The following is a 14,242-nucleotide window of genomic DNA, read 5'->3' as shown; positions in this document are numbered from 1 at the left end:
CCCGTTCTGATGATATGAACAGCGCTGTGCTGCAGTGTTCAAGGTATGGCACCCCTGTCCAATGTCCATCTATCGCTCCCATAGGGTTTGCCTATAACGCGGCCCCGATGAACGGCGGGCAATCATGCAGGGGCGCCCCCGAAAGACGCCCGGCCGCGCGCTGGAGCGCCTCGATCAGGGCCGAATAGGTCGGGTTGTGCAGATATTGCGACGGAAGGATCGCAACGATGTGGCGCGGTTCGAGCCCGGTCCGGTAAAGGCGGAGGTTCTCGGCCACCCTGCCGCCGAGCCTCGTGGCGAGCACCGGCACGACGCAGATGCCGAGCCCCTGCTGCACGAGCGCGAGCGCGCTTTCATAGCTGCGCACCTGTGCCAGCATCCGGCTGCGGGGCAGGGCGCGGCCGTACCATTCGCGCACCCCGTCGCCGGTGCGCGTTCCAAAGACGAACTGCACGGTGCGATGAAGCAGCGCGAGGTCATCGGCGCAAAGGTCCTCGGCCGGGTCGCGCATTCCCGCAAGGTCAAGATGCCCGGGCACCGCCAGCACCAGCGGATCGGTCATGATCGGCACCATCTGGAATCCGGCGGGCGGCGCCTCGATCGATTCCGAGGCCACGAGCCCGAGGCTCACATGCCGGCCGTAAAGCAGATCAAGCACATCGGCCGGCGCGCTTTCGTGAATGTCGAAATCAAGTCCCGTGGTCGCGCCCGGCATCGCCTCGAGCGCGGGCGGCAGCAGCACCCGCAGGACCGAGCTCAGCCCCGCCACCCGGATCGTCTGGCGCGCGCCCGAACCGATGGCGCGAACCCCGTCCTCGAGCGCCTGCATGCTGTTCAGCACCCGTTCGGCCAGCGCGAGCGCCTTGTGCCCCTCGCCGGTCAGTTCCATCCGGTTCGAGCGGCGGTCGAAAAGCTGCATCCCGAGCGCCTGTTCCAGCGCCGAAATCTGCTGCGACAGCGACGGCTGCGCAAGGCCAAGCTGCTTTGCCGCCCGGGTCAGGGTCTCGCAATAGGCGACCACGATGAAAATCTGAAGTCGCCGAAGCGTGACGCCCCCGCCCGAGATCATGCTCTGGCCGAATGCAGCGTCGTCCGTATCGGCCTCGTTGCGATCATCCATTGCCTTCTGCCTCTTCCTTTCCGGCCTCCGGCCCGGCCTTCCCGACGGGGCGGCACCGGGCGATTGCGCGACCCGATCCGCGCGGCTCGCCTCGCGGGGTGGCATCGGCCGGGTCATGCCGGCGCCTGCCGGCGGAGCCGCGGCAGCGTAAGCGCCGGCACCCAGGCCGCGACCAGCAGGATCAGCGCCGCCAGGGCGACGGGCGGCGAGAGGCTTTGCCTTGCGCGAACCAGGTGCTGCGGTGCGTTTTCGGCCAGGGCGCGGTCGATCGCTGCCGTGCCGGCATCGACGCGCAGAAAACCGAGCCCGCGTTCCTGCGCCAGGTCCTGAAGGTAGGACATGCGCAGTTCGGACAGATGCTCGGACCCCTCCAGATCGGATTCGCCATAGGGGTTGTTGCGGGGGTGATAGCCGGGGCGCTCGGATGCGTCCTCGGGCGCCGGGCCGATCCGGGCCGGGGCGTGCTGCACATCCTCGGGTCCGTAGAATCCGACCTCGCGCCCGAGGTCATCGTAAAAGGGGATCGGTGCCGGCGTATCGCCGCCGGCGCCAAGCACGAGCCCGCCGGGACTGTCGCCCCGGAACGGGTCGGCGCCGGAATAGGGCAGCGGCGGCGATTCCTGCCCCTCGGTGATGAAGATCAGCGGCACGTCGAGCTCCGCCGCCCGCTCCACCGCGTAGTTCAGCCCCTTCGAGATCATGCTGTCGCCATCCCAGGCCATGCGCCAGTCGACCCCGAACAGCGCACCCTCGATCGCGGCAAAGCTCTCGCAGACCTCGATCGGCTCGAACAGGGTCAGGCTGCGGCGTTCGGTGAACACGCCAAGCCCGATCCGGCTGCCGCAGGGGCGGGTGGCGATCCAGTCGCGCATGGCGCGGCGCGTGTAATCGAGCCGCGATTCCCCGCCCATGTCGCGCACGTTCATCGAACGGGTGATGTCCACGATCACCAGCGCGTCGCTCACCCGCTGTTCGCGCAGGAATCCGGGGCGGAAGGCGGCAAGCAGCGCCAGCGCGGTCACGATCAGCGGCGGCAGGATCCGGCGCATCACGGGCCACCCCGCGGCATCCCCGGCACATCGGTCCAGAGCCGGCGCGGGCGCGTGTCGGGGTCGCTCTCGCCCTCGGCTTCGGGGCGGGGAAGGTCGCGGACCAGCCGCATGGCCAGTTCGAGGTTGAGCTTGGCGTTCCAGTCCCCGGGTCTGGCCCGCAGCGCCGCGCGATAGGCGGACTTGGCAAGGTTCACCTCGGGGGTGGCGTCGTCGATGATTCCGGTTTCAAGCGTCACGAAGGCGCCGCGCAGCCGCGAATTGCCGATCGCATATCGTGCTTCGGCCAGAAGCGCGGGGGGCGCATCGCTCAGCAGCGGCAGCACCTCGAGCGCCTCGGTCAGCAGGTCGCGATGTGCAAGGTACAGCACGCGCCCCTGAATCGCCCGCGCATCGGCATTCTCGCGCGGCACCGCCTGCCGCCCGGCCGCCATGGCGCGGATGTCGGAATTGTCGCGCCAGTCGCCCCAGGCTCCATGGGCGAACCATGCGATTCCGGCGCCCGAAGCGAGCAGGATCAGAAGCATCAGGATCAGCGCCAGACGTCTCATCGCGACCTCATGAGCGGTTCGGGGCGGCGCGGCGCAAACGGGCGTTCGACCCAGCGCGCGAGCGTAAGCCCCGCCGCCGCGAGCGCCGCCACCAGATAGAACATCCAGTCGAGATCGCGGCGCGGCACGCTGTGCTCGGTCAGGATCGGCTTGGCCTCGAGCTTGCCGATCTCGTCCACCGCCTGCTGGACCGCTTCGGAATCCTCGGCCTCGAAGGCGCGGTAGGGCACGCCCAGCCGCTGCAGGAACAGGTGCAGGTGGCGTTCGGGCCGTGCCTGCGGCGTGTCGGGTTCGCCGGGCTTGCCCTTGTCGAAGATGCTCTTGTCGCCGGCGCTGCGCAGATAAAGCCAGTAAAGGTTCACCTGCTGTTCAAGCGCCATCTCCCGCAGTTGTTCCTGCACCTCGCGGGCGATGACGGCGGCCCCGTCCGAGACCATGACCACCGCGCGCGAGCCAAGCATCGAGGCATCCTGCATCATGTCCATGGCGAGCGCGAGCCCGCGCCCCACATCGGTCTGCGACAGGCCCCGTTCGCCCTGGGCGTCGATCGTGGCGCGGATCGCGGCGCGGTCGGTGGTCATCGGCAAAAGCTGCATGGGCGAGGTCGAAAAGGCGGCAATGCCGATGCGGTCGTCCGGGCGTTCGGCAATGAAATCCTGCAGGATCCGCCGCGCCGCGACCGATTTGCTTTCGTTCTCGCCATCCGGGCGGAGCCCGGCAAAGGTGTCGTCCATGCTGGCCGAGCGGTCGATCAGCAGCACAAGGTTCGTGCCCTTGCCGCGATAGCTGACCGTGCCGCCTGCAAGATGGGGATCGGCCAGCCCTGTAACCAGCGCCGCGATCGCCAGCATCCCGGAACCGGTCAGCGCCCGGTCGATGATACCGGATGCCTGGTCGGCGGGGCGCAGGTCGAGCCGCGGCACATCCGACGCCCGCAGCCAGCGCGCGACCAGCGGCAACAGCGCGAGGGGCAGGGCGAACAGCATCTGCGGCAGGCCGAAGGCGATCATCGCTGCCCCCGCTCGATGCGCGAGAGGTCACGGGCGAGCGTGGGCGCCTCGCCCGTGACCTGCTGTCCGGCGCCGAAGAAGGCGGCATCCGAGTCGTGGAAGAACGTTGCCAGCCGATCCTCGAGCGGGCGGAATTCGGGCCGCGCGGCCAGAAACCGGGGCAGGTCCGCCCCGATCAGCACCCGCCCGAACGCGGCGTCGAAGGCACGATGCAGCAGCCGGCGCTGCGCGCCCGCGTCATTCGCCCGGCCCATCTGCCGCGCGGCACGGGTAAAGGGGCGCGCCGGGCGGGCATGAAAGGGCCACCATGCCTGATGCCAGGCCAGAACCGCGAGCGTCAGCACGAACACGAGCGCCATGAGCGCCAGCCCGATCCGGTTCGGGCGCGCGTCGATCAGGCGATAGACGGGATCGGGCATCATTTCGTCCGGGCCGGGCCGCATCATGATCGGATGGATCGGCGAGGTGACGAATTCAAAGCCGGGGAGCGTCGTTTCCGTGCCGTCGGACAGGCGGATCGGCGAGGGCGGCACTTCGCGCAGCTTGGGTTCCATCGCCGCATAGAAATTCTGCCAGCGCAGCGTCACATCGACGCCGTTTTCGGTCCTCCGGGTCGTCACCTCGCGCAGGTCGAGCCAGTAATCCACAGCGCGCGGGCGCGGCAGGCTCGCGCTTTCGATCATGACCCCCTCGGGCAGGGGGACATGCAGGCGCTGGATCAGCTCATCGCCCAGCCACCAGCCATGATGACGCGGATTTTCGGCCTCGATCACGGGCTGGGCAAGGGCCGGAAGCGGCAGCAGGGCAAGGACCATCAGCCATTTCATGGCAGCCCCTCGCCAAGCGCCGCGACCAGGTGGTCGATGTCGATGCTGTCGCGGATCTCGACCGCGCGCAGCCCGTGGTTCGAGAACACACGGCGCAGGTCGCGGCGGCGCTCCCGCGCGGCCTCCTGCTGGCGGGCGGCCCATTTGCGGCCCGTGATGACGGTGTGGCGGCGCCCGGTCTCGGGGTCGCGTGCCTCGGCGAGGCCGGGCCGGCCCGGCGGGTTTTCCAGACCGCTGTCGCGCAGCCAGAACGGCAGGACCGGGCGCGGTGTCAGCGCGCCGAGCAAGTGGTCGAGTTCATCCGCCCCGTGATCGAAATCTGACACGAGCGCCACCAGCACGCGCCGCAGCGGCAGGGCCTCCGCCGCACGGATGAGCCCCGCCGTGCCCCGGCCTGCGGGCTGCAGCGCATTGATTCCGGCGCGGAGTTCCTCGCCCAGGCCCGGGCGGCGGGTCGCGGGCGCCTCGAACAGCACCTGCTCGCCGCCGATGACCTGTATCGCGGCACGGTCGCCACCCCGGCGCGCGGCCTGCGCGAGCCCCCCCGCGAGCAGCGCCGCCAGCCCCTGACGGTCCGACGCCGCCCCCGCCCCGAGCGAGGCCGATCCGTCCAGCAGGATATGCAGGGCGATGTCGGTGCGGCGCTCGAAACGGCGCACGAAAAAGCCGCCGAAAGGATCGGTGAGCGAGCGGCGTATGTCCAGCCGGCGCGGATCGGGATAGGCGAGCAGCGGCGCGATGTCGGCGAATGAATCGCCGCTGCCGCGCATCCGCCCGCGATGCGCGCCCTCGTGCTGGCCCGGCTGGCGCCGGCCAAGCCGCCAGGCGAGCGCGTCGAACAGATAAAGTTCTTCCCCCCCGGCGGTCATTGCGCCGGAACCGGGATCGCGTCGAACGCGGCGGAGATCAGCGCCGGAACCAGAAGCTCCCGGCGCGGTTCATAGGCGGGATTGAGGAACGTGCGATGGGCCATGACCGGCTGGAACACCGCGCGCACGTCCTGCGGCAGCACCATGTCGCGCCCCTCGATCCAGGCGGCGGCGCGGGCCACGCGCACGAGCGACTGCATGCCGCGCGGGCTGACGCCCCCGCGCACAAGCCGCTCCGCGTCGGCGCCCTCGATCGAAAGCCCCGCTGCCCCGGGGTCGCGCAGCGCATCGCAAAGGTCGAACACGTAGCGCTGCAGCGCCTCGCTTGCATGCACCCGGTCCTGAACCTCGCGCGCCAGCCCGTTCAGCCCGCGATAGGGCAGCGACCCTTCGGTGACATGGGAAATCAGGCTGTCGGTGTCGTGAAAGCGGGTGTCGAAGGCAAGCGCGATGCGGTCCTCGCGCGTCTGCGGCAGCCCGACCTCGATTTCCAACATGAACCGGTCGCGGGCGGCGGCCGGCAGTTCGAAGGTCTCGTCCCGCTCGATCTGGTTGCGGTCGGCAAAGACCTGGAGATGGGGAAAGCGGTGTTCGCGGCGAAAGGCGGTGAGGCTCTGCTCGGCCATCAGCCGCAGCAGCAGGGCATGAACCTGCGGCCGGGCGCGGTTGATTTCGTTGAAGAAGAAAACGGCAAGGTCTTCGCCCCGCGACAACACCGGCCCCGGCTCGATCAGGGGGCGGCCCTGGTCGTCGAGATGGGCGTCATAGATCAGGTCGCTGGGCAGCAGATCGACCGTGCCCTCGATGCGGGCAAAGGGGCCGCCGAGTGCCCGCGCCATGGCCCGCAGGAGCGTCGTCTTGCCGGTGCCGACATCCCCGGCCAGAAGCACATGGCCGCGCGCCAGCACCGAAAGCAGCAGCAGGCGGATCACCCGCTGCTGGCCGAGAATGATGTGCCCGAGTTCGGCTTCGGCCGCGCGAAAGCGCTGCCGCCAGTCATCGGTGGCCGGGTCGTCCTTGTCCGACATGAATTGTTCGTCTTCCGCAAAGGGCAGGGTCCGTGCCGCACACGCCGCCAGGGGGAGGCGTTGCGCCGGGGGAGCGCATGACGCGCACGGCACGAACCTCGTGGACTGCCTGTTTCAGGGGCGATCCCGCGGGGCCGCGATCACTGGCTCGGCGGGGCGGAGCCTTCCTCGTAGTCCGGGATCTTGTTCACGTCATAGACGAAATCGCCGGTCTGTTTCATGTTCCAGATCCGCCACTGGTTGCGTTCGTCCATGGCGGCCAGTGAATCACCCTGTTTCGAGACTTCGGCCGGGTCGTGCTGGGGGTCGTATTTCGAGCCCTCGACCGTTTCGGGATAGTCCGGTTTCGGCTCCCAGCAGTTTCCGGGCGCCTTGCAGTTGGTGCCGTCATAGGCAAGCGCCGGTGTCGCCAGCGCAACGGCAGCAGCAATGCCGAGCAGTGTCAGTTTCATGGTCGTCTCCTCCTTCTCCATGTTGAGCCGCTTTGGCCGGAACGGGCCGGGGTGGTTACTCCTCGCTGTCGCCACCGCCGTCCGCATCCGGGTCGAATGGTGTGAATTCCTCGCGCTGTTCCGGGGTCAGCCAGACGGCATCGGCCGGATCCTCGACATAGAGATGACGCACCCAGGCCATGACCTTGAGGATCTCGTCCAGCGTCAGGGTGCTGTAGTTCGGCCCCATCTGGCCCGACGCGCCGCCGAAGATGGTCGAGAACAGCCCGACATCGGTTTCGTTGCTTCTGTAGCTCATGTAGGCGTCATTCAGGCCGGGGCCGATCTTGCCCTCGCCGTAATGGCCGTGACAGCCCGAGCACATGGTCAGGTACAGGTCTTCGCCCTCGGGAAGGACTTCGGGATCCTCGACATAGATGTTGACCCCGGTGTCGAGGAATTCCTTGACGGCCTCGGTGTCGCGCCCTTCTTCCCTGGCCAGATCGAGATCCAGCGGGGTGCCTTCGGTGGTGTGATAGAACTGCTGCTCGGCAATGGCCGCGGTGGTGCCGAGCGCGAAAGCCGCAACTGCCAGCGATAGTTTTCTCATTTCTCGTCCTTGTCTGTCTTGTCCAGCGGCAGGGTGGGGATGCCTTCCTCGTCGAGGATGGCTTCGATCCGGTCCTGTCCGCTGTTCAGCGCATCCTGCACGGTTTCCAGGATCCCGGGCCGGTCCTTCGATACGCCGACCGCCTGGTTGAACTGCAGCGGGATGATCACCCCGTCCGACCGTTCGATGTCATTGGTGATCAGCGTCATCCTGAGCGGGGTGCGGGAATCGCGCACATAGCGTCCCGCGTCGGGGGCGAAGATGATGCCGAGATCGGCATTGCCGTCCGCGACCTCGCTCACCACGAGCCGGGCGGGAACCTGGGTGTACTGGTTGCGCCGGTCGGTGAAATTGGTCAGCGATGCCTGGTAGACAAGGTTGTATTCGTAGCGGCCGGTATATTTCAGGATGGTTTCGGCCGGGGTGTAGTAGCGATAGGCGAAGGTCTCATATCCCTCCTGGTCCACGTCCTCCCATTTCTCGCCCTGAAAGTCGCGGTCCTCGCGGCTGACGAAGGCATAGCCGGACCGGTAATAGGGTTCGCTGACCAGAAGCCGGTCGTCGTTTTCGTCGACGCCCATCAGCACATCGCAGGTGCCGGCGTCGATACCGTCGCGGAACAGGAAGATTCCGGGCTGGTCGATCATCACCAGTTCGAGCGTCATCCCGGCCTCGTCGGCGATGACCTCGGCGATGCGGTTCTCGAACCCGTCCCGATCGGCGGTCGAATAGGGGGCATCATCGGTCGAGGCGCAGACGCGCAGGCTGTCTTCGGCATCCTGGGCCGCAACCGCTGTCGTCGTAAGGGCCAGTGCCGCGCTGCCCAGCAGGCACGAAAGTCTCGTGCTCATGTCGCTTGCTCCGTCATATCTCTGACTGTCATGTCTTTTTCCGTCACTTTCCGAACGTCACCCGTTCTCGCGAACGGCACCGGGCGAGGCAGGATGCGCCGCCCGGTGCGTCCCTCGATCATCAGGCTTCGTCGTCGTCCGCGTATTCGCCGAGATTGACGTCGTCGGTGTAGGGGCTTTCGCCGTCGAGCGAGAACACCATCACGCCGCCACCCATCTGGGTGAATTCCTGCAGACGGCGGAAGGCGCCCACGGCACCAAGGCCCGCGGTCGGATCCTCGAGGTCGAACACCAGCCCGACACCGGCCCAGCCGCCGACACCGTAGTAGATGGCGACATACTGGCGGTCGTCATGGGTATAGGTCATCGGATGGCCGACCACGCCCGAGGGCAGCTTGTACTTCCACAGCAGTTCGCCCGTGTCGCTGTCGCGCGCCTTGATGAACCCGTCGAGCGTGCCGTAGAAGGTCAGCCCGCCGGCGGTCGCCATGGTGCCGCCCCAGACGGCAAAGCGCTCCATCTTCTCCCAGGCCATTTCGCCGCTGATGGCGTTGTAGGCCTTGATCTGGCCGAGGCCGAGACCGTTCTGCCGGTCGCCCTTGGGGCCGGGATACATGTTGAGCGTGGCGCCAACGAAATACTGGCCGGCGCGGTAGGGCAGCATGAACGGTTCCCAGTCCATGCAGATGTGGTTGATCCCCAGCATGAACAGCTTGCGGTCGGGGTCATAGCTGTCGTGGCCCTGGTTGTGATACCCCATGGCGCCCGGGCAGATGTCGCGGGCCTTGTGGTCCATGCGGGTGCCGAACTCGGGATCGCGCACCGGCAGCCCGGTATCCAGTTGCACCTCCTTCACCCAGTTGACCGTATCGTCCATCTTGTCGGCCGAAATCAGGTCGCCGTTGGTGCGGTCGAGCGTATAGATGATGCCGTTGCGGTCCGGGTGGGTCAGCAGCTTGCGCGTGTTGCCCTCGGCGTCCTCCTGCTCGGACAGCATCATCACGTTGACGCCGGCATAGTCCCATTCGTCATGCGGGGTCTTCTGGTAGGCGAACTTGGCCTCGCCGGTTTCGGCATCGCGGCCCCAGATCGCCATGGTCCACTTGTTGTCGCCGGGCCGCATGGTCTCGTTCCAGGGCGAGGGGTTGCCGGACCCGTAATAGAACATGTCCTCGTCGGGGTCATAGGCATACCAGCCCCAGTTGGTGCCGCCGCCGATCTTCCAGGCGTCGCCTTCCCAGGTCTCGGTGCCGAGGTTGAACTGGCCGTAATGCGGGTTCGGCTCGTTGAAGTCCTCGGCCAGGAGAAGCTCTTCATCGGGGCCGGTAGCATAGGCGCGCCAGCGCTTTTCGCCGGTCTTGACGTCATAGGCGGTGACATAGCCGCGCACGCCGAGCTCTGCGCCGGAACTGCCGACGATCACCATGTCCCGGATGATATAGGGGGCGATGGTCAGGGTCGCGCCGACCCTGATGTCGGCATTTTCCATCATCCAGACGGTCTTGCCGGTTTCGGCGTCGAGCGCGGCGATATGCCCGTCAAGCTGGGTGCGGAAGATCAGCGGCCCCATGTCGTCATCCCCGGGCCAGTAGGCCAGGCCCCGGTTCACCACGTCACAGCAGGCCACGGTGCGCGCGGTCGGATCCTGCTGCGGCTTGTTCTGCCACAGGATCCGGCCCGGATCGTCCAGATCGAGCGCAAAGACGGTGTTGGGGAACGGCGTGTGGACATACATCTTGCCATCGACCACCAGCGGCGTGCCCTCGTGGCCGTGCAGCACCCCGGTCGAGAAGGACCAGGCCGGACGCAGCGAACCGACGTTCTCCTTGTTGATCTCGTCCATCACGGAATAGTTGCGCTCGTCATAGTCGCGCCCGGGCATGACCCAGTTCGCCGGATCCTCGGCCAGCTCGATCAGCTTGTCATTCGCCTGTGCCGGCTGCAGCCCGAGCGTGCCCACCACCACCGCGCTGAGCAAGGTCAGCGGCGAAGCACGCAACATCGCCTTGCGAAGTGTCATTTTCATATGATCCTCTCCCGTTGCTGCGCCGTCCCGGAACCGGACCGAAGTCTCCCCCCTCCCGGTCGGCGCAATCCTGCATCTTGACCGGTGCCCTGCCGGCAGCGGTCCTGCGCAGCCTGATTGGAGCATAGAGTGGGGAAGGCTGTCTTTGGGCGATGCGCCTCGAATTGCACGGGGCAAATGTCCCATCCCGCAGGGGGGAAATGCCCCGGATTGCCGGGGAAAGAGAAAGGGGAAGAGGGCGAAATCCGGCCATTTCCGCTTGAAACCGCCGAATCCCGAGGTCATGTCCGGGCTCTTTGCCAGACCGCTGCTATAGTATGAACGCGAATCATTGTCGCAGCGGGGCAGAGGCATGCGTCAGGAAATCTCCGGTGGCAACTGGGTCATGGCCGTGGGTCTGGTCATGATGCTGATGCTGCCGGGCTGCTATGAGGACGAGGACGAGACGCTCGCGGGAGAAAGCGAGCCCGGCACCGCCGCCATCAGCGAGCCGGAGGCGGAGCGGGGCGACGACTGGCTGCGGGTGGAGGAATCCGAGGCGCCTCTCGTCTTTCTCGCGCGCCGCAGCGGGGCCGCCGGTGACGATCTCGCACCGGGTTTCCGGCGGCTGGGCGACGACTACAGCGAGAGCCCGCGCATGATCGCCAATCGCGTGCTGCAGCTCTGGCGCGAGATCGAACGCAACGACGGGCCGGGGCTGGGCCTGCGTCAGTTGCTCGATGATCTCGCATCCGACCGGCACCGGGCCGAGGACAGCCTCGCCGCGGTGATCCAGCTTTATCGCGTCCAGCGCCGGCAGGGGCGCAACCATGCGGAGGCGGTGGCGATGGCGACCGGGGAAGGATCGTGATTCATGTCGAAGACCGTTTCGGTCTGGACATCATCCGCTGGATCGCGGTGCTGGTGCCGCAGCGGCGGCTGTCGCTGAACGGGCTGGCGACCGCGTTTTCCGTTCTCGGCGGGCTTGCGCTCTGCGGTGCGGTGATGGCGGTTCTCATGCTGAACGCGCGCCGTTCGATCGAGGCGGAAACCGCGGCAGCCTTTCATGCCGCGCGGCAGGCGGCGGCGCAGCGGATGACCTTTACCCATGACGCGCATCAGATGATCCGCGAGGCAACGCGGGTGGCCGAGGAAATCGGCGCCATGCCGCATGTGGCGGTCGATATCGTCTTTCCGGGGCGCATCGCGCGCGCCGCGCCGCCGGCGGTGGGCAGCGTGCTGTCCTCGCCCGAGGTGCCCGAATGGTTCGATGCGCTGCTGCGCCCGCCGCTGCAGATGGACCAGATTCAGGTTCCGCACCCCAATCTTCCCAGCAACGTGCTGATCGTTTCGGACCCGAGTGCGCGGATCACGGAGCTTTGGAACAATTTTCGCCTGGTCGTGCCCATGCTGGTCATGGCGGTGTTCGGGGTGGTCGGGCTGATCGTGGCGGTCAACCGGCTGATCCTGCGGCGGCTGCGGCGGCTGCTCGACGCGCTGGCGGCGGTGCGCCGCGGCGACATGAGCTGCCGCGCCCCGGATGACTGCCTGACCGAATTTTCCGCCCTCGCGCGGGGGGTCAACGACCTTGCGACCCATCTGCAGGCGGAGCATCGCGAGAACGACCTGCTGCAGACCCGCCTGCTGACCCTTTCGGAAGCCGAACGGGCCAAGATCGCCTCGGATCTGCATGACGAGATGGGGCCGCGGCTGTTTGCCCTGAACGCGGCGCTGGCCGAGGCCCGCGATGCGGTGCAGAGCGTGAACGGCGCGGGGCGCGGGCAGCTTGACGAGGCGCTGCGCGCGACCGAGATTCACGCCCATGCGGTGCGCGACAGCGCCCGCGACGCCATCAACACCCTGCGGCCGATGCTGCTGGGTTACGGGTCGCTGACCGAACTGCTTGGTGAACTGATCGCGCAGTTTTCCGAGATCGCGCCCGATGTGAACATCCGCCTGACCGGGGAGTGCGTGCTCGACTCGGACGAGCTTTCCGAACTCTCGATCTATCGTTTCGTGCGCGAAAGCCTGCTGAATGCCGTGCGTCACGGGAAAGCGGGGAACATCCGCGTGAGCCTGCGCACCGAACATGGCCCCGGGCCGGGCGGGGAAATCCGGCGCAGCCCCGGCCACGGGTCCGATGCCGGCTGCGTGTCGCAGATCGTGGTGCGGGTCAGCGATGACGGCTGCGGCCCCCCGACTGCTCCGGTCCGGCACGGTTACGGACTGATCGGAATCCGCGACCGCGCCCGCGCGCTCGGCGCCACCTATGTCGCCCCCTGCCGCGACGGGGCATGGACCATAACCGAACTGAGGATGCCCTTCCAATGCCTGTTCCTGCCATGATCGCCGAAGCCGAAGCCGAAACCGATGTCCAGACCGGTGCCGGGAGCGGAACCGGAACCCGGGCGGGCTCCGCGCCGCTCAAGCGCATCGTCGTCATCGACGACCATCCGGTGGTGGTGGAGGGCTGGGGGCGCATCATCCGCGCCCGGCTCCCCTGCGAGATCGTCTCGGCCACCACCGCGCTCGAGGGCTGGCGCGCCTGGCGCCGCGACCGGCCCGATCTGATGGTGATCGACCTGACCCTCGGCGAGGACAAGATCGCCGGCATCAAGCTGATCCGCCGCCTGCGGCGCTCGGACGCGCAACTGCCGATTCTCGTCTTTACCATGCATCGCAGCCCGGTTCTCGCGCGCCGCGCCCTGCATGCGGGGGCGAACGGGATCATCAACAAGGATTCGCCCCCCGAAGAGATCCTGACCGCGCTGAGCGAGGTTCTTGCGGGGGGGAATTTCGTCGAAAGCCGCCTGGCCACGCAGATCGCGCTCATGAACGTGTCGGGCGGTGCGAGCCGCCGCTCCCGGCTGACGCCGCGGGAGGAGGAGATCCTCGGCATGATCGCCGACGGATTGCCCTATCGCGAGATCGCGAACCGCGCCTGTATCAGCTACAAGACCGTCTCGAACGTGAGCTTTGCCCTGCGGGAAAAGCTCGGGGCATCGAATCTGGCCGACCTGGTGGTCAAGGGCATCCGTTATTTCGAGGAGATGTGAGCGCCGCCCCTGCTTCGGCGCGGGCGGACATGTGACGGGACCGCCGGCAACCGTGGGGCGATGATTCCCGAGGACCTGTATGTACAGGTGGGCGCCGGGTAATCGGACCAGGATCCGAACAGAGCCAGCTCCCTCGGAGTTGCTTAAGGCCACTGGAATGCAGCCGCACGCGAAGGGCAGAACCCGCCACGCCGAGACAGATAGGCAGCCGGCGGCGCCGCGGCAAGGGGTGGTGCGGGGATCGGCCGGAAGATCGGCGCGCGGGATCCCCCCGGGCGGGGGCTTAATTCCCCCTGGTGCCGCGGGTTGCGGCGGCGGGGGCCTCCGGCGGGGATATTTCCGGCCAGAAGAAACCCTGCCGCGCGATTGCCCGGTCGGGTGCAGAACCGGCGGCGCGGTCAGCCCCTGGTCTTGCGGGTCCGGGCGCTTTGCGCGGCGGCGCGGATTTCCTCGGCGATTTCCTCGGCCTCTTCGGGTTCGAAATCCATCGGGATCTCGATCTCGCCGGCTTCGACGAACAGCCGCACCATGCCCTTGTCGGTCGGGCCGATCTGCAGGTTGGCGACGATGTCGCTCTCGGTATTGATGCCCATGGCCGGTCTCCTGAATTCGCCGGTCCTGCTATCGCCTGGCGCATGGAAGCGCAAGCGCGGTGGGGAAAGCCCTTGCAATCGAGGCAGGCCGCCGCTACATCGCGGGCGCGTGCCGCCTTAGCTCAGTTGGTTAGAGCGCTGGATTGTGGATCCAGAGGTCCCCCGTTCAAGCCGGGGAGGCGGTACCAGTTCCGGATATCCCTCGTCTTTCTGTGGTGCCCGGGCGTGTCCGCGTTCCGTGG

15 protein-coding genes and 1 tRNA gene are annotated in these 14,242 nt (G+C 67.4%); 4 read left to right on the top strand and 12 right to left on the bottom strand.

Annotated features, from left to right (window positions below; all coding sequences use genetic code 11):
- Positions 1 to 91: 91 nt before the first annotated feature.
- The 11 genes from B0B01_RS03625 to B0B01_RS03575 all read right to left on the bottom strand — a co-directional run bounded on the left by B0B01_RS03625 (position 92) and on the right by B0B01_RS03575 (position 10,372).
- Positions 92 to 1,120, bottom strand: coding sequence for a LysR family transcriptional regulator (locus B0B01_RS03625; protein ID WP_159438953.1), 1,029 nt, complete (start codon positions 1,118 to 1,120; stop codon positions 92 to 94).
- A 113-nt stretch (positions 1,121 to 1,233) separates the two neighbouring features.
- Positions 1,234 to 2,169 carry a VWA domain-containing protein gene (locus B0B01_RS03620; protein WP_076647514.1) on the bottom strand — a complete coding sequence of 312 codons (936 nt, stop codon included), beginning with the start codon at positions 2,167 to 2,169 and terminating at the stop codon, positions 1,234 to 1,236.
- Positions 2,169 to 2,720 carry a hypothetical protein gene (locus B0B01_RS03615; protein ID WP_076647511.1) on the bottom strand — a complete coding sequence of 184 codons (552 nt, stop codon included), beginning with the start codon at positions 2,718 to 2,720 and terminating at the stop codon, positions 2,169 to 2,171. Before B0B01_RS03615 ends, B0B01_RS03620 begins: the two co-directional genes overlap by 1 nt.
- Complete coding sequence (locus tag B0B01_RS03610) at positions 2,717 to 3,730, bottom strand: vWA domain-containing protein (protein WP_076647508.1); 1,014 nt, start codon at positions 3,728 to 3,730, stop codon at positions 2,717 to 2,719. The genes B0B01_RS03615 and B0B01_RS03610 overlap by 4 nt, the downstream gene beginning before the upstream one ends.
- The gene (locus B0B01_RS03605) at positions 3,727 to 4,557 is read right to left on the bottom strand and encodes a nonribosomal peptide synthetase MxaA (protein ID WP_076647505.1); all 831 of its coding nucleotides are present in this window, start codon (positions 4,555 to 4,557) and stop codon (positions 3,727 to 3,729) included. Before B0B01_RS03605 ends, B0B01_RS03610 begins: the two co-directional genes overlap by 4 nt.
- Positions 4,554 to 5,426 carry a DUF58 domain-containing protein gene (locus B0B01_RS03600; protein ID WP_076647502.1) on the bottom strand — a complete coding sequence of 291 codons (873 nt, stop codon included), beginning with the start codon at positions 5,424 to 5,426 and terminating at the stop codon, positions 4,554 to 4,556. Before B0B01_RS03600 ends, B0B01_RS03605 begins: the two co-directional genes overlap by 4 nt.
- Positions 5,423 to 6,454 (bottom strand): AAA family ATPase, encoded by a 1,032-nt coding sequence (locus B0B01_RS03595; protein WP_076647499.1) that lies wholly within the window; start codon positions 6,452 to 6,454, stop codon positions 5,423 to 5,425. The genes B0B01_RS03600 and B0B01_RS03595 overlap by 4 nt, the downstream gene beginning before the upstream one ends.
- A 140-nt stretch (positions 6,455 to 6,594) precedes the next feature.
- Positions 6,595 to 6,906 (bottom strand): methanol dehydrogenase [cytochrome c] subunit, encoded by a 312-nt coding sequence (locus B0B01_RS03590; protein WP_076647496.1) that lies wholly within the window; start codon positions 6,904 to 6,906, stop codon positions 6,595 to 6,597.
- A gap of 55 nt (positions 6,907 to 6,961) precedes the next feature.
- Positions 6,962 to 7,495, bottom strand: coding sequence for a cytochrome c(L), periplasmic (gene moxG / locus B0B01_RS03585; RefSeq protein WP_076647493.1), 534 nt, complete (start codon positions 7,493 to 7,495; stop codon positions 6,962 to 6,964).
- Positions 7,492 to 8,346: a methanol oxidation system protein MoxJ gene (gene moxJ / locus B0B01_RS03580; RefSeq protein ID WP_076647490.1), complete on the bottom strand. Its 855-nt coding sequence runs from the start codon at positions 8,344 to 8,346 to the stop codon at positions 7,492 to 7,494. Before moxJ ends, moxG begins: the two co-directional genes overlap by 4 nt.
- A gap of 121 nt (positions 8,347 to 8,467) precedes the next feature.
- On the bottom strand, positions 8,468 to 10,372 hold the full coding sequence (locus B0B01_RS03575; protein WP_234967698.1) for a methanol/ethanol family PQQ-dependent dehydrogenase: 1,905 nt from the start codon (positions 10,370 to 10,372) through the stop codon (positions 8,468 to 8,470).
- A gap of 352 nt (positions 10,373 to 10,724) precedes the next feature.
- Here B0B01_RS03575 and B0B01_RS13000 point away from each other — a divergent pair, with 352 nt between their 5' ends.
- From B0B01_RS13000 to B0B01_RS03560, 3 genes are read left to right on the top strand one after another with little or no spacing between them, the layout of a single operon-like run.
- Positions 10,725 to 11,222 carry a hypothetical protein gene (locus tag B0B01_RS13000; protein WP_076647487.1) on the top strand — a complete coding sequence of 166 codons (498 nt, stop codon included), beginning with the start codon at positions 10,725 to 10,727 and terminating at the stop codon, positions 11,220 to 11,222.
- Positions 11,219 to 12,697: a sensor histidine kinase gene (locus tag B0B01_RS03565; protein ID WP_083946020.1), complete on the top strand. Its 1,479-nt coding sequence runs from the start codon at positions 11,219 to 11,221 to the stop codon at positions 12,695 to 12,697. Before B0B01_RS13000 ends, B0B01_RS03565 begins: the two co-directional genes overlap by 4 nt.
- A complete protein-coding gene (locus B0B01_RS03560; RefSeq protein WP_234967697.1) occupies positions 12,679 to 13,407 on the top strand; it encodes a response regulator transcription factor in 729 nt (242 codons plus the stop codon). Before B0B01_RS03565 ends, B0B01_RS03560 begins: the two co-directional genes overlap by 19 nt.
- A gap of 398 nt (positions 13,408 to 13,805) precedes the next feature.
- On the opposite strand, the gene B0B01_RS03555 is transcribed toward B0B01_RS03560, so the two are convergent.
- The gene (locus B0B01_RS03555) at positions 13,806 to 14,000 is read right to left on the bottom strand and encodes a DUF6324 family protein (RefSeq protein WP_076647483.1); all 195 of its coding nucleotides are present in this window, start codon (positions 13,998 to 14,000) and stop codon (positions 13,806 to 13,808) included.
- Between the two features lie 111 nt (positions 14,001 to 14,111).
- Here B0B01_RS03555 and B0B01_RS03550 point away from each other — a divergent pair.
- Positions 14,112 to 14,188, top strand: a tRNA-His gene (locus tag B0B01_RS03550).
- Positions 14,189 to 14,242: the final 54 nt, after the last annotated feature.

Origin of the sequence: Pontibaca methylaminivorans (genome assembly GCF_900156525.1) — a bacterium.
GTDB lineage: Bacteria > Pseudomonadota > Alphaproteobacteria > Rhodobacterales > Rhodobacteraceae > Pontibaca > Pontibaca methylaminivorans.
This window is presented reverse-complemented; position numbering and strand designations above follow the sequence as displayed.